Consider the following 21,841-nt stretch of genomic DNA (forward strand, 5'->3'; position numbering starts at 1 on the left):
GAACGCGTTGCGGTCGGCCGACGCCGTCACACCGGCGGCTTGAAACCCGTCCGAGGCGACGCCTCTTCCGCGGGTCGTCCGGCCTGCGTCGGCGGGACCGCCGCGGGGCCCGGGGCAGGCGCCGCGGGGGAGGGTGGCGGCGGCACGGATTGCGGCGCGTGCGCCGAAGCCCCCGCGGGCGCCCACCCGGCCGGCTGCGGCTGCGTCGTGGGCTGCGTCGTGGGCTGCGCCCGCTGGTACGCACGCCGCTGGCGCTCCGCCAGTACGGCGGCCAGGAAGTCCGCCGGATGCACCCCCGTGGGCGGCGGCACGCCGATGCGCGACGCGACTTCGCCGGCGAGACCGACGCCCAGGGACGCCGCGACCGCCGGGTCCAATTGCGCGAGGCGCCCCAAATACTGCCGACTCCGCAGCGCCAGCTCGTCGTTCAAACCCGACAAGTCGAGTCCGGCGGCCCAGCCCGCCGCGGCCGGATGCATCGCGACCGGGACGTGCCGCGCGCCGGGCGTGCGCTCCCGTACGACAAATGTTCCGGCCGCCTGATCGCCCAGCCGCTTGCCCCGGGTCGAGGCGAGAGACGAGATCACCGCGCCGCAACCGCCGGTCGTCCAGAAATCCGCGAACACGCCCACCAACCCGCGGACCAGCGAGTGACGGAACCGAATCGGCCCGCCGTCGTCCCGCACCACACGCAGGCCCAACGCCATCTTTCCCGGCGATTTCCCCCGCGTCGCGGTCTCCCACGCGACCGGCCACCCGACCACGACCGCGACCAGGAGGGCCAGCACGACGGCCGTCGCCAGCGCCTCGTCGACGTCGGACAGCAGACTGCCGAGGCCCCACACGGCCAGCAGCAGACACCCCGCCTGCAGCAGCAGATCGAGGGTGAACGCGAGCGCACGGCTCGCCAGCCTGGCCGGCCGCAGGTCGAGCGCGACGGCCTCGCCGATGACAAGGTCGCTCACGGGACGCTCCTCTTCGCTTGGTTCCCTGCATGAATACTGCTGGTACGTCCGACGCGGACCGCAAGGCCCACGGATCCACCGGCCACCGCCTTCCCGACTCCCCGGCGGGACGCGACCCAATCCCGCGCCCGCACCGGGGCCGCCGCGGAACCCGGGCGCGGTTCGGCGGGACGGCCTGCGTAGCATCCCGCGGACGCCGAGCAGCGCCTCCCAGCTCGGCGACCGAGCGCGCACCCCGACCGGCACGCCCCCCAGACGAGACACACCGCCTACTCCCACCCCTCTGCCCACCCCGCACCGGAAAACCCGGCCCCCGGCCGACCGCCAGACCTCTCCCCATCCCCACATCGAGCAGCGCAGCGCCCCCAGGCGCCAAGCCGCCCGTCCCCGACGACCCCGCCCCCGGAGCCGGGGAGCCGAAAACCGTCACCGCCCGACCCGGCGATTCTCCGTCGCCCCCGCACTCACCCACGCACCCCTCCCCCTCCCGGCGCCGATCCCGCCCCGCCCGCGCCCTCCCTTCGGCATCCCGCCACGCGAATGCCCGACCGCCTCGGTGTGTTCCGTCGCCTCGTCCGCAAGGATGGCCCGTATGGACGTGGATGTGTTCGTCGCGGTGCACCGGGACGAGTGGGCTCGCCTCGACCAGCTCGCGCGCCGCCGCGGACGGTTGAGCGGGGCCGAGGTGGACGAGTTGGTCACGCTGTACCGGCGTACCGCCACGCACCTGTCGCTCGTGCGGTCCGCGGCCCCCGACCCGGTACTCGTCGGGCACCTGTCCTCCCTGGTCGCCCGCGGGCGCTCCGCGGTCACCGCACCGCGCAACACGGGCTGGCGTGACGCGGTCCTCTTCCTCACCGCGCGGTTCCCGGCCGCGGTCTACCGCAGCCGCCGGTGGTGGGTGCCCACGGCCCTCGTATGTGTCCTGGTCTCCGCCATGATCGGAGCGTGGGTCGCGACCGACGAGTCCGTGCGGGCCTCCATCGCCGCCCCCCACGAGATCCGCGAACTCACCGAGCCCGGAGGCGAGTTCGAGTCCTACTACAGCAGCGCCCCGGCCTCGTCGTTCGCCGCCCAGGTCACCACCAACAACGCCTGGGTCGCGGCGGGAAGCCTCGCGCTCGGGGTCCTCTTCGGGCTGCCGGTGCTCTTCATCCTCTTCACGAACGTGGCGAACGTCGGGGCGTCCGCGGGCCTCATGGCCGACGCCGGCCGCCTCGACGTCTTCTTCGGCCTGATCATGCCGCACGGTCTGCTCGAACTGACGGCCGTCTTCGTCGCGGCGGGAACCGGCCTCCGCCTCGGGTGGACGCTGATCGATCCGGGCCCACGAACGCGCGGGCGCGCCTTGGCCGAGGAAGGGCGCATCGCCCTGGGCATGGCGGTCGGCCTGGCCCTCGTGCTCGTCGTGTCCGGCGTGATCGAAGCCTTCGTCACCCCGTCCGGCCTGCCCACATGGGCCCGCATCAGCATCGGCGTCGCCGCCGAGGCGGCCTTCCTCGCGTACGTCTTCGTCCTCGGCAAGCGGGCAACTGCCGCCGGTGTGACGGGAGATATGGCATCCTCGGATGTAGCGGACGAGCTGCCCGCGGTCGGGTGACGAACCACCTGTTGACACCGACGCAGCCCGCCGCGTAAGTTCGAAGGGTTGTCGCAACGCTGGCATGTGTGGCGACAACCTGGTAGCATCTATCGGTGTCGAGCGGGCGATCCTGTTCCTGTCGAGTCTTCGATGGAGTCGGGTCCAGAATCCGCCACAGCAAGCAATCCAGATCTCACGTCGGTTCTCATGGATTTCCATGACACCTGCCGTGGTTCCCTTTGCGTGTTGCCGGCTCATTCGATATTCCGATCGCACGACACTGGTTTGGCGGCAGAGAAATCCGCTGCTAAGCTCGAAGAGCCGAAAGAAAAGGCCCGCAAGGTCGATTCCGAAGGCGCCGCGGAAAGCCGGAAACACACCGGAAACAGTGTGCTAGGCTGGAAGCACAGAAAGACAAAAGAAATACCGAAGAACGCAACGCCCGGAGAGACCGGTGACAGGGTCTCAATGGAAGCGTCCGTTCCTTGAGAACTCAACAGCGTGCCAAAAGTCAACGCCAAGTAACATATCCCCGGCGTTCACTGGTGCCATCGGAATCATTTCCGGTGGTGTGGGTGGGCGTAGGGATTCCTTTGGTGGAGAAAATCCTCCGATCATTGTCAGCGGTCGGGGGTCACAGCGAGGACGCAGGCGCCGGTCGGATTATTCCTCCGATGTGGTGCCGGCTTGTTCCGTGTGTTCGCCGGATGACCGGCAGGCATCTACGGAGAGTTTGATCCTGGCTCAGGACGAACGCTGGCGGCGTGCTTAACACATGCAAGTCGAACGGTGAAGCCCTTCGGGGTGGATCAGTGGCGAACGGGTGAGTAACACGTGGGCAACCTGCCCTGCACTCTGGGATAAGCCCGGGAAACTGGGTCTAATACCGGATATGATCCTTCCTCGCATGGGGTGGGGGTTGAAAGTTCCGGCGGTGCAGGATGGGCCCGCGGCCTATCAGCTTGTTGGTGGGGTAGTGGCCTACCAAGGCGACGACGGGTAGCCGGCCTGAGAGGGCGACCGGCCACACTGGGACTGAGACACGGCCCAGACTCCTACGGGAGGCAGCAGTGGGGAATATTGCGCAATGGGCGGAAGCCTGACGCAGCGACGCCGCGTGAGGGATGACGGCCTTCGGGTTGTAAACCTCTTTCAGCAGGGAAGAAGCGTGAGTGACGGTACCTGCAGAAGAAGCACCGGCTAACTACGTGCCAGCAGCCGCGGTAATACGTAGGGTGCGAGCGTTGTCCGGAATTATTGGGCGTAAAGAGCTCGTAGGCGGCTTGTCACGTCGGATGTGAAAACCCGGGGCTCAACCCCGGGCCTGCATTCGATACGGGCAGGCTGGAGTTCGGCAGGGGAGACTGGAATTCCTGGTGTAGCGGTGAAATGCGCAGATATCAGGAGGAACACCGGTGGCGAAGGCGGGTCTCTGGGCCGATACTGACGCTGAGGAGCGAAAGCGTGGGGAGCGAACAGGATTAGATACCCTGGTAGTCCACGCCGTAAACGTTGGGCACTAGGTGTGGGCGTCATTCCACGATGTCCGTGCCGCAGCTAACGCATTAAGTGCCCCGCCTGGGGAGTACGGCCGCAAGGCTAAAACTCAAAGGAATTGACGGGGGCCCGCACAAGCGGCGGAGCATGTGGCTTAATTCGACGCAACGCGAAGAACCTTACCAAGGCTTGACATCGCCGGAAAACTCCCAGAGATGGGGGGTCCTTTTGGGCCGGTGACAGGTGGTGCATGGCTGTCGTCAGCTCGTGTCGTGAGATGTTGGGTTAAGTCCCGCAACGAGCGCAACCCTTGTTCTGTGTTGCCAGCACGCCCTTCGGGGTGGTGGGGACTCACAGGAGACTGCCGGGGTCAACTCGGAGGAAGGTGGGGACGACGTCAAGTCATCATGCCCCTTATGTCTTGGGCTGCACACGTGCTACAATGGCCGGTACAATGGGCTGCGATACCGCGAGGTGGAGCGAATCCCAAAAAGCCGGTCTCAGTTCGGATTGGGGTCTGCAACTCGACCCCATGAAGTCGGAGTCGCTAGTAATCGCAGATCAGCATTGCTGCGGTGAATACGTTCCCGGGCCTTGTACACACCGCCCGTCACGTCACGAAAGTCGGTAACACCCGAAGCCGGTGGCCCAACCCTTGTGGGGGGAGCCGTCGAAGGTGGGACCAGCGATTGGGACGAAGTCGTAACAAGGTAGCCGTACCGGAAGGTGCGGCTGGATCACCTCCTTTCTAAGGAGCACATGGCCCGCTTCGGTCGAATGTACCGAGGGGGTTGCTCATGGGTGGAACGTTGACTATTCGGTGCCGGGTTTCCTCCGGGACGGTTAGTACTGCTGCTTGCAGCGTGGAACGCGGTCTGTTCGGGGGGGTCTGGTGTCGGGCACGTTGTTGGGTCCTGAGGGAACGGGCCCTGCGGCCTTGTCTCGCGTGTGCGTGGGGTGGGGTCGTTTGGTTTGTGTCTCTCTGGATCGCCGGTTTCGATCGGCCGTGTGTACCGCTGGCTTTGTGCTGGTAGGCATCGGTGGGAGATCGTTGTTTCCGGTTGTTGTTTGAGAACTACACAGTGAACGCGAGCATCTGTGGCCAAGTTAGTAAGGGCGCACGGTGGATGCCTGGGCATCAGGAACCGATGAAGGACGTGGGAGGCCGCGATAGGCCCCGGGGAGCTGTCAACCGAGCTGTGATCCGGGGGTGTCCGAATGGGGAAACCCGGCAGTCGTCATGGGCTGTCACCCGCACCTGAATGTATAGGGTGTGTGGAGGGAACGCGGGGAAGTGAAACATCTCAGTACCCGCAGGAAGAGAAAACAACTGTGATTCCGCGAGTAGTGGCGAGCGAAAGTGGATGAGGCTAAACCGTGGTGGTGTGATACCCGGCAGGGGTTGCCATCGCGGGGTCGTGGGTTTTTTCTGGATCGGTCTGCCGGCCGGTCGGCGAGTCAGAAACCGTATGGGTAGTCGAAGGACATGCGAAAGGTCCGGCGTAGAGGGTAAGACCCCCGTAGACGAAACTTATGCGGCTCGTTTGAGGAATACCCAAGTAGCACGGGGCCCGAGAAATCCCGTGTGAATCTGGCGGGACCACCCGCTAAGCCTAAATATTCCCTGGTGACCGATAGCGGACTAGTACCGTGAGGGAAAGGTGAAAAGTACCCCGGGAGGGGAGTGAAATAGTACCTGAAACCGTGTGCCTACAAGCCGTGGGAGCGTCGCCATCCGCGCTAGTCGTGTGGTGGTCGTGACTGCGTGCCTTTTGAAGAATGAGCCTGCGAGTTTGCGGTGTGTGGCGAGGTTAACCCGTGTGGGGTAGCCGTAGCGAAAGCGAGTCCGAAGAGGGCGGTTGAGTCGCGCGCCCAAGACCCGAAGCGGAGTGATCTAGCCATGGGCAGGGTGAAGCGGAGGTAAGACTTCGTGGAGGCCCGAACCCACCAGGGTTGAAAACCTGGGGGATGACCTGTGGTTAGGGGTGAAAGGCCAATCAAACTCCGTGATAGCTGGTTCTCCCCGAAATGCATTTAGGTGCAGCGTCGTGTGTTTCTTGCCGGAGGTAGAGCACTGGATGGTTGATGGGCCTTACCGGGTTACTGAGATCAGCCAAACTCCGAATGCCGGTAAGTGAGAGCGCGGCAGTGAGACTGCGGGGGATAAGCTCCGTGGTCGAGAGGGAAACAGCCCAGAGCACCGACTAAGGCCCCGAAGCGTGCGCTAAGTGGGAAAGGATGTGGAGTCGCAGAGACAACCAGGAGGTTGGCTTAGAAGCAGCCATCCTTGAAAGAGTGCGTAATAGCTCACTGGTCAAGTGATTCCGCGCCGATAATGTAGCGGGGCTCAAGCGCACCGCCGAAGTCGTGTCAGTGACACAGTAGCCAAGCCTTTGTGGTTCAGGTGTGTTGCTGGGTAGGGGAGCGTCGTGCAGCGGGTGAAGCCGCGGTGGAAGCCAGTGGTGGATGCTGCACGAGTGAGAATGCAGGCATGAGTAGCGAATCACACGTGGGAAACGTGTGCGCCGGATGACCAAGGGTTCCTGGGGCAGGCTAATCCGCCCAGGGTAAGTCGGGACCTAAGGCGAGGCCGACAGGCGTAGTCGATGGACAACGGGTTGATATTCCCGTACCCGCTACGATGCGCCAACGCTGAACCTCGTGATGCTAAGGCCGTGAAGCGGCCGTGATGCCTTCGGGTGGATCGGTGCGGTGGAGCCGCCGGCCCAAGCGGGTAGTAGGTGAGCGATGGGGTGACGCAGGAAGGTAGTCCAGCCCGGGCGGTGGTTGTCCCGGGGTAAGGGTGTAGGGCGTGGTGTAGGTAAATCCGCACCGCATGTGTCTGAGACCTGATGCCGACCCGATTGAGGGGAAGTGGATGATCCTATGCTGTCGAGAAAAGCCTCTAGTGAGTGTCGTGGCGGCCCGTACCCCAAACCGACTCAGGTGGTCAGGTAGAGAATACCGAGGCGTTCGGGTGAACTGTGGTCAAGGAACTCGGCAAAATGCCCCCGTAACTTCGGGAGAAGGGGGGCCGGTCCTGGTGACGGAGTTTTCCTCTTGAGCTGGGGTCGGCCGCAGAGACCAGCGAGAAGCGACTGTTTACTAAAAACACAGGTCCGTGCGAAGTCGTAAGACGATGTATACGGACTGACGCCTGCCCGGTGCTGGAACGTTAAGGGGACCGGTTAGTCCTTCGGGGCGAGGCTGAGAACTTAAGCGCCAGTAAACGGCGGTGGTAACTATAACCATCCTAAGGTAGCGAAATTCCTTGTCGGGTAAGTTCCGACCTGCACGAATGGCGTAACGACTTCTCGACTGTCTCGACCACAGGCCCGGTGAAATTGCACTACGAGTAAAGATGCTCGTTTCGCGCAGCAGGACGGAAAGACCCCGGGACCTTTACTATAGCTTGATATTGGTGTTCGGTTCGGCTTGTGTAGGATAGGTGGGAGCCGGTGAAGCGATCACGCCAGTGGTTGTGGAGGCGTCGTTGAAATACCACTCTGGTCGTGCTGGATGTCTAACCTGGGTCCGTGATCCGGATCAGGGACAGTGTCTGGTGGGTAGTTTAACTGGGGCGGTTGCCTCCTAAAGGGTAACGGAGGCGCCCAAAGGTTCCCTCAGCCTGGTTGGCAATCAGGTGTCGAGTGTAAGTGCACAAGGGAGCTTGACTGTGAGACTGACGGGTCGAGCAGGTGCGAAAGCAGGGACTAGTGATCCGGCGGTGGCTTGTGGAAGCGCCGTCGCTCAACGGATAAAAGGTACCCCGGGGATAACAGGCTGATCTTCCCCAAGAGTCCATATCGACGGGATGGTTTGGCACCTCGATGTCGGCTCGTCGCATCCTGGGGCTGGAGTAGGTCCCAAGGGTTGGGCTGTTCGCCCATTAAAGCGGTACGCGAGCTGGGTTTAGAACGTCGTGAGACAGTTCGGTCCCTATCCGCTGTGCGCGTAGGAGTCTTGAGAAGGGCTGTCCCTAGTACGAGAGGACCGGGATGGACGAACCTCTGGTGTGCCAGTTGTTCTGCCAAGGGCATGGCTGGTTGGCTACGTTCGGGAGGGATAACCGCTGAAAGCATCTAAGCGGGAAGCCTGCTTCGAGATGAGGGCTCCCACAGGGTTGACCTGGTAAGGCTCCCGGTAGACGACCGGGTTGATAGGCCGGATGTGGAAGCGCAGTGATGTGTGGAGCTGACCGGTACTAATAGGCCGAGGACTTGTCTTCAGATTGTTTTTTGGTTCGCGTTCATTGTGTGGTTCCCGGACCGCAACCGGTTTCCGGTGGTTCATGGTTTGGCGTCAAGCAGGTTTCTGCCTCCGTGTTGGTGGGGGTGGGCTGGTTGGTTGTCGGGCGTGTGGCCCTGGGTTTTGGGGTTGTTGTGTTCGATGGTTTTCCGGTGGTTTTGGCGGAGAGGAAACGCCCGGTTCCATTCCGAACCCGGTAGCTAAGCTCTTCAGCGCCGATGGTACTGCACTCGAAGGGGTGTGGGAGAGTAGGACGCCGCCGGAATTTGTGTGTGAGAGAGGCTTCTTCCTTCGGGGAGAAGCCTCTTTTGCGTTTCCGGGGAATTGGGGCGAGATGTTGTGGTGCGGCATTCTTCCGCGCCGCCGATTGTGGTGATCACCGCGAATATGGCCCTCGACGCGCAATTGGGGCTGCGTTATCGGGCTTCCGGGGCGGTGGCCGACGTATATATGCGTCGGGAGGCGGACGGTCGTCGTTCAGGACGTCGTGCTCGGCGGGGACCTTGGCGCGTGTGCCGGGGAGTAGAGGCAGGACACCAGGGCAGGCGCCGGCGCGAGTATCGGGGCCGACCATCGAGGCGGGAGCACCGACGGGAGGACACCACGGCCGACGTCGACATGGTTTTGGTGCGACTCGATGAGGCGCTGCTGTCGTGACGTCCGGTGGGCCTGTCGTCAGAGGCGGCTGGCGAGTTTCAGGGCCAGGTAGGTGTCGGTGAGCCGCGACGCGAGGTCGCCCGGGGGTGCGTCGACGACGGTGACGCCGTGGCGGCGCAGTTCGGCGGAGGTCGTGCGGCGCTCGTGGAGCTCGCGTTCGGCCGCGGCTGCCGCGTAGACGGCTTCCGGGGTGCCGCGTTCGCCGGCCATCGCGGTCAGAGCCGGGTCGGAGACGGCCGCGATGACGACTTCGTGGCGGCTGGTGAGTTGCGGCAGGACGGGGAGGAGGCCTTCGCGGACGGCCTCCGCGTCCAGGCCGGTGAGCAGGACGACCAGCGAGCGGCGTTTGGCGCGGCGGATGACCTCGGCGACCAGGTGCGGCGCGTCGGATTCGACGAGGGCCGGTTCGAGGAGGGCCATCGCCTGGACGAACGACGGCAGCACGGTGGTGCGGGAGGCGCCGCGCACCTCGGCGCGGACACGGCGGTCGTGCGCGAGGAAGTCGACGCGGTCGCCGGCGCGGGCCGCGACGGCGGTGAGGAGCAGGGCGGCGTCCATCGAGGTGTCCAGCCGCGGCGCGTCGGCGATGCGTCCGGCTGAGGTGCGTGCGGTGTCGAGGACGACGAGGATGTGGCGGTCGCGTTCCGGGCGCCAGGTGCGGACGACGACGGATTGGTCGCGGGCCGTCGCGCGCCAGTCGATCGAGCGGACGTCGTCGCCGGGCACGTACTCGCGCAGGGAGTCGAACTCGGTGCCGCGCCCGCGCGTGAGGACGGCCGAGCGGCCGTCGAGTTCGCGCAGGCGTTCGAGCTTGGAAGGCAGGAGCCGACGGCTGGGGAAGGCCGGGAGCACGCGCACCGTCCAGGGAACGGTGTGCGATCCCTGGCGGCCGGCGAGCCCCAGGGGGCCGAGGGAGCGGACGGTGACGCGGTAGGCGGGGCGGTCGCCGCGGCGGGTCGGCACCATGTGGGTCGTCACGCGGCGGCCCTCGCCGGGTGGGACCGCGAGGTTGTGGCGCTGGGCCGCCGTGCCCGTACTCGGGGGCCACGCGTCGCGGAGCATCCCGGTGACGCGGCGTCCGGACGGGTTGTGCACGGTCAGGGTGACGCTCGCGGCCTCGCCGAGGCGGACGGTCGTGTCGCCGGAGCGGGCGAAGGACAGGGGGCGTACCGGCCCGGCGAACGCGAGGTCGACGGCGACGGCGACGGCGATGAGGACCGTGACCGCCATGACACCCGTCCACGACGGCAGCAGCAGCCCGACGACGAGGGCGCCGAGGGCCGCGACCAGCGCGGTTCTCCCGGTGAGGGTCATGGGGAACCTCCCAGGGAATTGCCGCCCGCGGGGCGGGGAGTGGCTGCGGGGACCGCCGGCCCGGGTCGGCCGGCGGGGGACGGCCCCCCGGGGACCCCGGACGGTCACCGGGGTCCCGGCGCGGTGGGCAGGCGAGGGCCGACCTGTGGCCCGCCGGGCAGCGGAGGTCAACGCGGTACCGGCACCGAGGCCAGGACGGTCTCCACGACCGCGTCGGCGGTGACGCCTTCCAACTCGGCCTCGGGCCGCAGTTGCACGCGGTGGCGCAGGGTCGGTTTGGCGAGGGCCTTCACGTCGTCGGGGGTCGTGTAGTCGCGTCCGGAGAGCCACGCCCAGGCCCGTGCGGTGCCGAGGAGGGCCGTCGCGCCGCGTGGGGACACGCCGAGTTGCAGTGACGGTGACGTGCGGGTGGCGCGCACGATGTCGACGACGTACGCGAGCACGTCGGGGTCGACACGCAGATCGGCGACGGCCTTCTGCCCGGCGGCGAGTTCGGCGGGTCCGGCGACGGGGCGTACGCCGGCCGCGCCGAGGTCGCGGGGGTCGAAGCCGGCCGCGTGGCGGCGCAGGACGTCGATCTCCTCGTCGCGGCCGGGCAGGGACACGGTCAGCTTCACCAGGAACCGGTCGAGCTGGGCTTCGGGCAGCGGATAGGTGCCCTCGTACTCGACCGGGTTCTGCGTCGCCGCGACGAGGAAGGGGTCGGGCAGCGGGCGGGGGAGGCCGTCCACCGAGACCTGGCGCTCCTCCATGGCCTCGAGGAGTGAGGCCTGCGTCTTGGGCGGGGTGCGGTTGATCTCATCGGCGAGCATGAGGTTGGTGAAGACGGGGCCTTCGCGGAACGAGAATTCGGCGGTGCGGGCGTCGTAGACCATCGAGCCGGTGACGTCGCCCGGCATGAGGTCGGGGGTGAACTGGACGCGCGTGGACTCCAGGGCGAGGGCGCGGGCGAGGGTGCGGACGAGCAGTGTCTTGGCGACGCCGGGCACGCCTTCGAGCAGGACGTGGCCTCGGCACAGCAGTGCGATGACCAGTCCGGAGACGACGGGGTCCTGGCCGACCACGACTTTGGCGACCTCGCCGCGCAGGGCCTCCATGGCGGCGCGGGCGGCGTCGCCGTCTATGGGCCGGGTGCCGGTGGAGGGGGCCCCGGGGGTGCCGCCGTGGTCGGGGCCGGACGGGCCGGGTGTGGTGGGCTGGGTGTGGACCGGTCCGGTCACGGCTGGAGTTCCCCTGTCTTGACGCGTTCTTCGAGGCGGTCGAGTTGGTCGGCCAGGGCGACGAGGCCGTCCTCGTCCTCCGGGACGGCACCGTACAGGAGGTGGTGGACCTCCGCGGGGGAGCGCCCGGTGCGTGCGCCGACCGCGTCGACCAGGTGTGCGGGTTCGGGCTCGGCGGGGGTGCCGCCGACGGGGCCGGTGCCCGGGCCGAGGCCGAGGCGCGCGGTGATGCGGGTCCGCGCGGCGGCGCGCAGCAGGTCGGCGGCGCGGTCGACGGCGTGTCCCCGGTGGTAGAGGCGTGCGCGGCCTTCGGCGGTTTCGGTGGCGCGCACCACGACGGGCAGGGCCTCGGACACCACCGGGCCGAGGCGCCGGGCCCGGTACAGGGCGAACAGGACGAGGGCGATGCCGCATTGGAGGATCCCGAAGCGCCAGCCCTTGGGGAGCAGGTCGAGGAGACCTTCGTCGCCGCTGTCGCTGCCGTCGGGGATGTACCACACCAACGTCGGGTGGGCGCCGAGGAGTTGCATGCTGAGCGAGGCGTTGCCGCGTTCGTCGAGGCGGTCGTTGCGGAGCGGGTCTCCGGTGCCGAGGAGTACGGCGTCCTCGGCCGTGCCGGGGGCGCGGGGCACGATCACGAGCGATGGTGCCCCGTCGGAGGGGTAACAGCGGGTCGCGCCGGGGGCGTTCGTACGGTAGCCGGTGCCGCCGAGGTCGGCGTCTCCCGCGCGTGCGGCCTCGGGCAGGTCGCACAGAGGCTGCAGGTCGGTGCTGTCGACGCTGCCGGCGTCGTCGACGTCGAGCCCGAAGACGGCGAGGGATTCGCCGTCCGGGGCGATGAGGACGGTGCGGGCGGGGCGCAGCACCGCGACGGCGGCGGACTGCCGGTCGTTGAGGCCGTCGGGGAACGGCACGAGTAGCGTGGTGTGTTCGGGGTCGGCTTCGACGGCGAGCCGGGCCGCTTCGTCGGTTGTTGCGAGGGTGACGTCGACGCCTTGGCGGCGCAGGAGTTCGGCGAGGGCGCGGGAGCCCGCGGAATCGACGCCGCGCGGGTCGAGTTCGCCGCTGTTGCGGCCTCCCGTGATCAGGACGGTGACGCTGACGACGAGGATGATGAGTGCGGCGAGGAGGAGCGGGCCGCGTACGGAACGCCAGATGGAGGCGGCGTCGGGGCTGACCGACGTGGTCGGCGGGTTGTGTGCCGGGTCGGGCGAAGTGCCCTGCGGTTCCCGGGTCTTGGTGGCCGTGGCCGGTGCCGGCGGGGGTGTCGTGGTCATCGCGGTGTCCGGTCGGCGGTGACGGGGGCGGGCTCGTGGACGGGCCGGGTCGCGGCGCAGCGGTGGTCGAGGTCGCGGAGGACCCGGTCCATGTCCTCGGTGCCGGGGCGCCCGCCGTAGCGGACGTCGTCGAACATCAGGGCGGCGGTCAGCAACGGCCCGGCCAGCGCGGGCAGTCGGGTGCCGGCTTCGGCGGCCGCCTCGGCGGCGGTGCGGCCGGGGCGGGGGTCGAGGACGGCGCGCTCCTCCAGGGCGCGGACGATGGCGCGTACCCGGTCCTGGACGGCGGCGTCCCACGCGCCGCGGGCGGCGTGTGCGTCGGCGGAGGCGCGGTATTCGGCGGCGGTGCGCGGCGATTCGGTGGTGAAGAGTGCGTCGCGGCGGCCCGCGGCGGTGGCCCGCAGCGGGCCGAGTTTGAGGCGCAGCACGATGATGAGGGCGAACGCCAGGATCAGGACGAGCGCGAGTCCGTACGCGCCGCCGGGGGCGACCGACGTGGCGCGGTCGAGGAGTTCGTCGAAGCGGGCGGTGAGCCAGTCGAACACCCGCGTGAACACGGACGGGTCGTTCTGGTGGTAGATGTGCCGCGACAGTTCGTCGCGGGCGGCCTCGCGGGCGGGGTCGCGGGGGATGTCCACCGGCGGCGGTGTCGGCGGTGGAGCCGCGGCGGCGTGCCCGGCGAGTCGCCGGGCAGCCCCCGCGAGCGCCGGGGCGACGGTGGTGGCCGCGGCAGCGGTCACGAGGCCGCCGGGGCGTCGTCGGGCACGAGCCCTGCGGCGCGGGCGAGTTCGAGGTCGAGCGCTTCGCGGCGCATGCGCTGGTCGATGTAGAGCAGCACGAGCGCGGCGGCGCTGAACGGGAAGGTCAGGCCGTACGACACGACGGTGCCGATGCCCAGGATCACCGAGTCCAGGAAGGAGTCCGGGGTGGCGCCGAACTGCGAGAAGCCGGTGCCGAGGCTGAACGGCAGCTGCACGATGCTGCTGATGATCGCGGTGAGCAGCGCGATGAGCAGGGTGATGCCGAGTACGCGCCACCAACTCCCGGTCACCAGCTTGCGGGAGCGGGCCAGGGCCTTGCGTACGGTCTGCTTTTCGAGGATCAGCGCGGGGCTGGACAGTTGCAGCAGGACATACGCGTAGACGGCCAGGGCGCCGCCGCCGAAGATGCCGAGGACGATGAGCGCGCCGCCGATTTCGCCCGCGATCAGGGCGAGGAGCACGCCCGGGACGAGGCAGGCGGCGAACAGCAGTGCGGGGATGACGAAGGTCATGACCGAGGTGCCGAGCAGGCGCAGTAGCAACGGCCGTGTGCCGGACCAGGCCTGACCGAGCGTCATGTCCTTGCCGAGGACCGCGCGGCTGACCACGAGGGTCAGGATGCCGGTGATGATCAGCTGGCCGAGCAGCATCACCACCAGCAGCACGGCGCTGGACCCGAGGAGCGGTACGAGGACGTCGCGCAGTTCGTCGGCGCTGGGGTCGGACTCGTCCAGGACCGAGGTGTCGACGTCGTGCAGCAGCGACCACTGGATCGGGACGACGATCGTCTGCGTGATCAGCGCGACCACGAGGGACAGCCCGATCATCACTTTCCAGTGGGCGCGCATCGCGGCGACGGCGCCGTCGAGCAGTTCCCCGACGCCGAGCGGGCGCAGGGGGATGATGCCGGGTTTCTTGGCGGGGAGGTACGGCCCCTGCCAGCCGCGCGGCGCGCCCCACCCGGGCGTGCCGGAGCCCTGCGGGGGACCCCAGCCGGGGGCCTGGTTGCCGGGGGCTCCCCAGCCGCCGGACGGGGGATGACCGCCGGGGGCGCCCCAGCCGCCGGGGGCGGCGGGCGGTTGCCCGGCGGCCCAGCCGGGCGGGGTGGCGGATGTGGACGGCGGGGTGGCGGCGGGCGGGGTGTCCGAGGCGGGCTCCGCGGGCGGGGCGTCGGCCTCGCCGCCCGTGGCGGGTACCGGTTGCGGGGCCGCCTCGGTGTCGCCGGGCCGCCCGGGTGCGGGGGTTTCGGCGGAGGGGGCCGGGTCGGCCGCGGGGGGCCGCGCGTCGGTCGGTGACTCCGGCGACCGCGGTGCTTCGGGCAGCCGCCGGGGGGCGTCGTCCGGACCCGCGTCGGCGGCGTACGGCCCGGTCGCGGCATCCGCACGCTCCGGGGCCCGGTCGCTCTCCGCGCCCTCTCCGTGCCGCGTTCCGTTGGCGGGCTCGCGGGCGGCCTCCTCGTCCGAGGCCGCCGCTTCGGCGGGCGACCGCGGGGACCGCCGCGGGTCGTCGGGCCCCGGCGCGTCCGGCGCGGCCCAGCCCGGAGAGTCCGTCATCGAAGTCGCTCCTCGTTCCTGTGGGTGGCGGTCAATCGTGGCATGTTTTTGCCCGCACTTGATGATCGACTCCCGCTTTACGGGCCTCGCCGGTGCGGCTTGTCGCAATTGCCGCGCCGGGGGAGAGCGCACCGCGGACCGCCGGGGCATCCGGCGATACGGCGGCACGCGGGGGCGGGCAGACTCATGTCATGGACAACGTCCTTTCTCCCGGAAACGACTCCCCGGACGACGAATGGTCGCCGCACCCGGCGTATTGGGTCGACGACGTACCGACGGCGTACGGCCACGGTCCCGCGGTCGTCCTGCTCGACCAGACGCGGCTGCCCGCCGAGGAGGTGAGGCTGGTCTGCAGCGATGTGCCGACGCTGGTCGACGCGGTGCGGCGGCTCGTGGTGCGCGGGGCGCCGCTGCTCGGCGTCGTCGGGGCGTACGGGGTCGCGCTGGCGGCGGCGCGCGGCGACGACGTGAGGGCCGCCGCCGAGGCGGTGGCGCACGCGCGGCCCACGGCGGTGAACCTCGCGTGGGGTGCGCGCCGGGCGCTGGCGGCGTGGGAGGCGTCCGGCGGCGACGTCGCGGCGACCCTGCGCGAGGCGCGGGCGGTCCACGAGGAGGACGCGCGGGCGAGCGAGGCGATGGCCGCGCACGGGGCGCGGTTCGCGAGCGGGCTGGGGGAGCCGGACCGGCCGTTGCGGGTGCTGACGCACTGCAATACCGGTGCGCTGGTGTCGGGCGGGGTGGGCACGGCGCTCGCGGTGGTCCGTGATCTGCACCGGGCCGGGCGGCTGGGGCGGCTGTGGGTGGACGAGACGCGTCCGCTCCTGCAGGGTGCGCGGCTGACCGCCTATGAGGCGGCGCGGATGGGCATGCCGTACGCGGTGCTGCCGGACAGCGCGGCGGGCTCGCTCTTCGCGGCCGGTGACGTGGACCTCGTGGTGGTGGGGGCAGACCGGATCGCCGCGGACGGTGCGACGGCGAACAAGGTCGGCACGTACCCGCTGGCCGTCCTGGCCCGGCATCACGGTGTGCCGTTCGTCGTGGTCGCGCCGCTCAGCACGGTGGACCCGGGGACGCCCGGCGGTGCTGACATCGTCGTGGAGCAGCGGGACGAATGCGAGGTCACCGAATTGTCCGGTGTGCCGCTCGCGCCGGTCGGGAGCCGGGCGTACAACCCGGCGTTCGACGTCACTCCGCCCGAACTGATCACAGCGATTGTTACCGAATCTGGCGTTTTGTCGCCCGTGAATGCGATCGCGATTGCTCGGATGAGTGCAGGTCACGATCCGGTAATGCGACGATGATGTCTATGAAAGGACGTGTCCTCATCGTCGACGACGACACCGCGCTGTCCGAGATGCTCGGCATCGTGCTGCGCGGCGAAGGTTTCGAGCCGTCGTTCGTGGCGGACGGCGACAAAGCCCTCCAGGTGTTCCGGGAGGTCAAGCCGGATCTGGTGCTGCTCGATCTGATGCTGCCCGGGCGGGACGGCATCGACGTGTGCCGGCAGATCCGCGCCGAGTCGGGCGTGCCGATCGTCATGCTCACCGCGAAGAGCGACACGGTCGACGTCGTCGTGGGCCTGGAGTCGGGCGCCGACGACTACGTGATCAAGCCGTTCAAGCCCAAGGAACTGGTCGCCCGCGTGCGTGCGCGGCTGCGCCGGGCCGAGGAGCCGACACCGGAGCACCTGGTGATAGGCGACCTGGTCATCGACGTCGCCGGGCACTCGGTCAAGCGCGAGGGGCGCAACATCGCGCTCACCCCGCTGGAGTTCGACCTGCTCGTGGCGCTGGCTCGCAAGCCCTGGCAGGTGTTCACCCGCGAGGTGCTGCTCGAACAGGTGTGGGGGTACCGGCACGCGGCCGATACGCGGCTGGTCAACGTGCACGTGCAGCGGCTGCGGTCGAAGATCGAGCGCGACCCGGAGCGGCCCGAGATCGTGGTGACCGTGCGCGGCGTCGGCTACAAGGCCGGCCCAGCCTGACGTGGTGGACGACCGCCGTCCCGAAGCGGGCCGAGGGGCCGGGGGACGGTTCCCGGACCGGTTCGGCGCGTACCGGGAATCTGAGCGCGACTCCGCGCGCGACTCGGAGCGCGACGAGGCCCGCGGCGCCGACCGCGACGACCGTGCCGCCCCGGCGTCCGCGGACGCCGGGGCGACGCGTGCCTCCGCCGGGATGAGCGGTCCGGCGTCGCCTGTGCGGCGCGGGTGGTCGGTGTGGACACTCGCCCTGCGTCGCGTGCGCGGCGGCATCGGCCGGGTCGTGACCATGTGGCGCCGGTCGATCCAGTTCCGGGTCGTCTCCAGCACGCTGGTGCTCTCCGCGGCCGTCGTGATCCTGCTCGGCGTGATCGTCGTCGGCCAGGTGCAGGGCGGCCTGCTCGACGCCAAGGTGGCCGGTGCCACCGCGCAGGCCCGGGGCGGCTTCCAGGTCGCCCGGACGCAGGCCCAGACGCTCGCCACCGAGACCACGCGGTCCACGCCGCAGTCCGGCACCGCCGGCGGCACCGACGTCAAGGACTGGCTGACCTCGCTCGTCGACCAGCTCGCGAGCGGCGGCAAGGGGCAGTACGACGTCGCGGTCCTCAGCCCGCTCACCGCCGACGGCCTGCCGATGAACACCGCCGGGTACGGTCCGCGCTCGTCGGGCAACGTGCTCGCCGACGTGAGCGTGCCGCGCGAGCTGCGCACCGAGATCCGCAACCGGTCGGGGGCGGCGTACCAGTTCACCACGATCGTCCGCGAGACGAACGGCGCCGGAGGCGGCCAGAGCAGCACGCCCGGCGTGGTCGTCGGAGCCGAGCTGCCCGACCCGTCCGGGGGCCGCTACCAGCTGTTCTACTTCTTCCCGTTCACGCCGGAGGAGAAGACGCTCGGCCTGGTCCGCGGCACGCTCGCGACCGCCGGGGTCTTCCTCGTGCTGCTCCTGGTGGCCATCGCCGCCCTGGTCACGCGGCAGGTGGTGACGCCGGTGCGGATGGCGGCGCGCATCGCCGAGCGCCTGGCCGCCGGGCGGCTGGAGGAGCGGATGCGGCCCACCGGTGAGGACGACCTCGCGCGGCTCGGGTCGTCGTTCAACAAGATGGCGTCGACGCTGCAGAACAAGATCCGCCAGCTGGAGGACCTGTCGCGCATGCAGCGGCGGTTCGTCTCGGACGTCTCCCACGAACTGCGCACGCCGCTGACCACCGTGCGGATGGCCGCGGATCTTCTCTACGAGGCGCGGGAGCGGTTCGATCCGGCGGTCGGGCGGTCGGCGGAGCTGCTGCAGACGCAGTTGGACCGCTTCGAGGCCCTTCTCTCGGATCTGCTGGAGATCAGCCGCTTCGACGCCGGGGCCGCGGTCCTCGACGCCGAGTCGATCGACCTGCGCGACCTGGTCACCCGGGTCGTCGAGGCCGCGGAGCCGCTGGCCGAACGCCGCGGCGGGCGCATCGTCGTGCGCGAGCCGGGTCGTCCGTGTGTCGCACAGGCCGATCCCCGGCGCATCGACCGCGTGCTGCGGAACCTCGTGGTCAACGCGGTCGAGCACGGCGAGGGGCACGATGTCGTGGTCACCGTCGGGGTCGGGGACGACGCGGTCGCGGTGACGGTGCGTGACCACGGGGTCGGGCTCAAGCCGGGCGAGTCGTCGCTGGTGTTCAACCGTTTCTGGCGGGCCGACCCCGCGCGGGCGCGTACGACCGGCGGCACCGGGCTCGGGCTGTCGATCGCGTTGGAGGACGCGCACCTGCACGGCGGGTGGCTGCAGGCGTGGGGCGAGCCGGGCGGGGGCTCGCAGTTCCGGCTGACGCTGCCGCGCGTCGCGGGCGGTGAGCTGGTCCGCGCGCCGCTGCCGCTGGAGCCGCCCGACTCGCGGGCCAACCGCGGGCTGGACCTCGCGGGGACGCCGTACCGGCGCAGCCCGGGACGGGCGTCGTCCGGGCCGAAGGCGCCCGGGGCCGACGCGCCGAAGACGACGCGCGGTACGGGCACGGGGGACACGCCGGACGACCTCGGGCCGGTGTCGTACAAGACCTACCCGACCAAGGAAGGCGGTGGCCGCTGATGCGCCGGAATCGCGGAGGCCGCCGCGCCGCGCGCCGGGCGCTGCGCGCCGTCGCCCTCCTGGTCGCCCTCGCGCTGGCCGCCGCCTGCGCGTCGATGCCCAGCAGCGGCAAGGTGCGGGACGTCCCGCGCGACGACGCGGGCGGCGCCGCGGACGAGCAGCAGGTCCGCGTCTTCGGCGTGCCGCCGCAGCCCGGCTGGGAGCCCGGATCCGTCGTCGAGGGCTTCCTGGAGGCGGTGACCAGCGACGAGGCCGACTACCAGACCGCGCGCAAGTACCTGACGCCCGACGCCTCGGCGGCGTGGGATCCCAAAGGCGGCATCAAGGTCCTCGAAAGCGCCCCCAGCGTGGCGGAGACCGCGCAGCCCCAGCAGGCGGACGAGCCGTCCGCGGTGGTGCGCGTCAGCGGCACGCAGGTCGCGGGCGTCGACACGGACAACGTCTTCACACCGGCGCCGACCACGGTCAGCGAGGCGTTCGTGCTGCGGAAGAACAACGACGGGCAGTGGCGCATCGCGGAACTCCCCAACGGCCTGGTGCTCTCGCTGGCGGAGTTCCAGCGCATCTTCACGTCGGTGAACATGTACTGGTACGCGGTTCCCGACCCCGGCGCCGAGCGCATCCTCGTCCCCGACCCGATCTACCTGCGCACCCGCGACGCACTGGCGACCCGGCTCGTCGAGGAACTGCTCAAGGGCCCGACGGAATGGCTCGCCCCGGCCGTCCGGTCGAGCTTCCCGCCGCGTACGACGCTGCTCGACCGCACGGTGACGATCGACGACGGCGGCAAGGTCACCCTCCGGCTCAGCGACGAGGCCAAGGAGGTGCCGCGATCGGTCTGCGAGGAGATGGCCGCGCAGGTGGCGTACGCGCTCGACCAGATCTCGAACGTCGACTCCGTCGACCTGGCCGCGCACCGCGGCTCGGCGCTGTGCGGCGTGCGGATGGACCAGGCCGAGCGGTTCGACCCCACGCACCAGGGGCCGTCGGACCTCGTCGCGTACTACCGCAGCAGCAACAGCGTCTACCGGCTCGCCGTCGGCGATGCGCCCGGCGGGCTCGGCGAGGGGCCGGTGGCCGGGAGGTTCGGCGACGGATCGCTGCCGGTGAACGCGTTCGCGGTCGACCGCGAACGCCGCCGCATCGCGGCCACCGACCAGAGCGAGGCCAACGTGTACGTCGGCGGCCTCGACAGCACCGCGGACCCCGACAAACGCGCGACGGCCGATCCCGGGCACCACTTCACCGGTCTGACCTGGGACGGCCGAGGCGGTCTGTGGGCGCTGGAGGTCGGCAATCCCGGCAGCCCCGGATCGCAGACCGGCACGATCGTGTGGCTCGACACCCCCACCAAGATCACCGCCAAAGTGAGCGGCCTGGGCGGCGGGAGGATCACCGACTTCCGGATCTCCCCGGACGGTACGCGCGCGGCGATGCTGGTCGCCGGCCCGGGGCCGGACGACGTGCGGGTGGTCATCGGCCGCGTGGCGCGGGACGTCGACGACAGCCAGGCCGGCGAGGTCGTCATCAGCGACGTCCGGCCCGTCATGCTCAACCTGTCCGAGGCCAAGTCGCTGTCCTGGAACGGCGCCTCCCGGCTCCTGGTGCTGGGCCGCCAGGAAGAGGGCGCGTTGCAGCCGCAATTGGTCAACATCGACGGCAGCAACGTCGTGCCGGTCGCGACCGTGCCCGGCATCAGCCACATCGCGGCACCGAACAAGGCCGACGAACCCCTGCTCGCGGACGGCGACGGCGGCCAGATCTACTGGCTGATGCCGGGGGACACCTGGAAGCAGTTGGTGCAGGGGAGCTTCCCCGTCTATCCGGGCTGACGCGGGCGGGCTCGGAGCCTCGGCGCCCCGACACCCCGCACGCGAACGCATGTTCGGTTCCGTCGGCGGCCCATGACACGATCGGCTTGAATCCCACCCGATTCGGTGCGAATCCCGGCGCGCGGGCCCGGACCTCCCGCACGGTGGACCCATGCGGCACGACACTCCGCCCGACCCCGGGCCCGCCCGCCGACGCCCGGCCCGTCACCTGCGCCGGCTCGCCGGCACGTGGGCCGACCTCGTGCTGTCGAGCCGCTGCGCGGGCTGCGGTACGCCGGGGGCGGGCGTCTGCGCGGCCTGCCGGGCGCACCTGCGCCGGACGCCGCGGCGGGTGGACCCCGACCCGCCGCCGCCCGGGCTCCCGCCGGTCTTCGCGGCGGCCCCGTACGACGACCCGGTCCGGCCCCTGCTGATCGCCCACAAGGAGCACGGCGCGCGGGCGGTGACCGGCCCGCTCGCGGTCGCGCTCGCCGCCTCGGTGCGTGCGGTGACCGCCCGGTGCGCCGGGCCCGCCGGCGCGGGCCGCCCGCCCGTCCTGGTCCCGGTGCCCTCCTCCCGCCGGACGGTGCGAGCGCGCGGCCGTGACGCGATGTGGGCGCTCACCCTGCGTGCCGCGGCCGAACTGCGGCGTCAAGGGGTTCCGGTCCGTGCGCTCAAAGCTCTTGGTCATGCCCGGCCGGTGGCCGATCAATCCGGGTTGACCGCGGGCGAACGCATGGTGAACGTCACCGGTGCTTTCCGGGTTCTCAGCTGGTTGGCTCCCCTTGGTGAGGGCATTACTGTGGTGATCGTCGACGATCTCGTGACCACCGGAGCGAGTCTCGCGGAAGCGGCCCGTGCGGTCGTCTCCGCAGGCGGGAGGGTGAGCGGGGCGGCCGTGGTGGCC

General features: G+C 69.8%; 12 protein-coding genes and 3 rRNA genes. 9 read left to right on the forward strand and 6 right to left on the reverse strand.

What is annotated here, in order from left to right:
* Positions 1-26: 26 nt before the first annotated feature.
* Entirely contained in the window at positions 27-965 is a 939-nt protein-coding gene (locus LO772_RS21760; protein ID WP_231773711.1) for an RDD family protein, read from the reverse strand.
* 592 nt (positions 966-1,557) lie between these two features.
* On the opposite strand from LO772_RS21760, the gene LO772_RS21765 reads away from it, so the two are divergent.
* The 5 genes from LO772_RS21765 to rrf all read left to right on the forward strand — a co-directional run bounded on the left by LO772_RS21765 (position 1,558) and on the right by rrf (position 8,557).
* Positions 1,558-2,565, forward strand: a complete 1,008-nt coding sequence (locus LO772_RS21765; protein WP_231773712.1) for a stage II sporulation protein M — start codon at positions 1,558-1,560, stop codon at positions 2,563-2,565.
* Between the two features lie 189 nt (positions 2,566-2,754).
* On the forward strand, positions 2,755-3,036 hold the full coding sequence (locus LO772_RS21770) for a hypothetical protein (RefSeq protein ID WP_231773713.1): 282 nt from the start codon (positions 2,755-2,757) through the stop codon (positions 3,034-3,036).
* Positions 3,037-3,268: 232 nt separating this feature from the next.
* Positions 3,269-4,792, forward strand: a 16S ribosomal RNA gene (locus LO772_RS21775).
* A gap of 352 nt (positions 4,793-5,144) precedes the next feature.
* A 23S ribosomal RNA gene (locus tag LO772_RS21780) occupies positions 5,145-8,272 on the forward strand.
* 168 nt (positions 8,273-8,440) lie between these two features.
* Positions 8,441-8,557, forward strand: a 5S ribosomal RNA gene (gene rrf / locus LO772_RS21785).
* The 16S, 23S and 5S rRNA genes sit together here, the layout of an rRNA operon.
* Positions 8,558-8,967: 410 nt before the next feature.
* Here the strand turns inward: rrf and LO772_RS21790 are convergent.
* From LO772_RS21790 to LO772_RS21810, 5 genes are all read right to left on the reverse strand, one after another.
* Positions 8,968-10,263 (reverse strand): DUF58 domain-containing protein, encoded by a 1,296-nt coding sequence (locus LO772_RS21790; protein ID WP_231773714.1) that lies wholly within the window; start codon positions 10,261-10,263, stop codon positions 8,968-8,970.
* Between the two features lie 167 nt (positions 10,264-10,430).
* Complete coding sequence (locus LO772_RS21795; protein ID WP_231779665.1) at positions 10,431-11,360, reverse strand: AAA family ATPase; 930 nt, start codon at positions 11,358-11,360, stop codon at positions 10,431-10,433.
* 119 nt (positions 11,361-11,479) lie between these two features.
* Complete coding sequence (locus LO772_RS21800; protein ID WP_231773715.1) at positions 11,480-12,760, reverse strand: DUF4350 domain-containing protein; 1,281 nt, start codon at positions 12,758-12,760, stop codon at positions 11,480-11,482.
* Positions 12,757-13,500 (reverse strand): DUF4129 domain-containing protein, encoded by a 744-nt coding sequence (locus LO772_RS21805; protein ID WP_231773716.1) that lies wholly within the window; start codon positions 13,498-13,500, stop codon positions 12,757-12,759. Before LO772_RS21805 ends, LO772_RS21800 begins: the two co-directional genes overlap by 4 nt.
* Positions 13,497-15,074 (reverse strand): hypothetical protein, encoded by a 1,578-nt coding sequence (locus LO772_RS21810; RefSeq protein ID WP_231773717.1) that lies wholly within the window; start codon positions 15,072-15,074, stop codon positions 13,497-13,499. Before LO772_RS21810 ends, LO772_RS21805 begins: the two co-directional genes overlap by 4 nt.
* A 191-nt stretch (positions 15,075-15,265) precedes the next feature.
* Between LO772_RS21810 and mtnA the strand changes: the two genes are divergently transcribed.
* The 4 genes from mtnA (at position 15,266) to LO772_RS21830 (ending at position 20,955) form a co-directional block, all read left to right on the forward strand.
* Positions 15,266-16,375: an S-methyl-5-thioribose-1-phosphate isomerase gene (mtnA, locus tag LO772_RS21815; protein WP_231773718.1), complete on the forward strand. Its 1,110-nt coding sequence runs from the start codon at positions 15,266-15,268 to the stop codon at positions 16,373-16,375.
* Positions 16,372-17,058 (forward strand): MtrAB system response regulator MtrA, encoded by a 687-nt coding sequence (gene mtrA / locus LO772_RS21820; RefSeq protein ID WP_231773719.1) that lies wholly within the window; start codon positions 16,372-16,374, stop codon positions 17,056-17,058. The genes mtnA and mtrA overlap by 4 nt, the downstream gene beginning before the upstream one ends.
* Before the next feature lie 193 nt (positions 17,059-17,251).
* The gene (mtrB, locus tag LO772_RS21825) at positions 17,252-19,123 is read left to right on the forward strand and encodes an MtrAB system histidine kinase MtrB (protein ID WP_231779666.1); all 1,872 of its coding nucleotides are present in this window, start codon (positions 17,252-17,254) and stop codon (positions 19,121-19,123) included.
* Positions 19,123-20,955: an LpqB family beta-propeller domain-containing protein gene (locus LO772_RS21830; RefSeq protein WP_231773720.1), complete on the forward strand. Its 1,833-nt coding sequence runs from the start codon at positions 19,123-19,125 to the stop codon at positions 20,953-20,955. The genes mtrB and LO772_RS21830 overlap by 1 nt, the downstream gene beginning before the upstream one ends.
* Positions 20,956-21,841: the final 886 nt, after the last annotated feature.

Source organism: Yinghuangia sp. ASG 101, from assembly GCF_021165735.1.
Taxonomy (GTDB): Bacteria; Actinomycetota; Actinomycetes; order Streptomycetales; family Streptomycetaceae; genus Yinghuangia.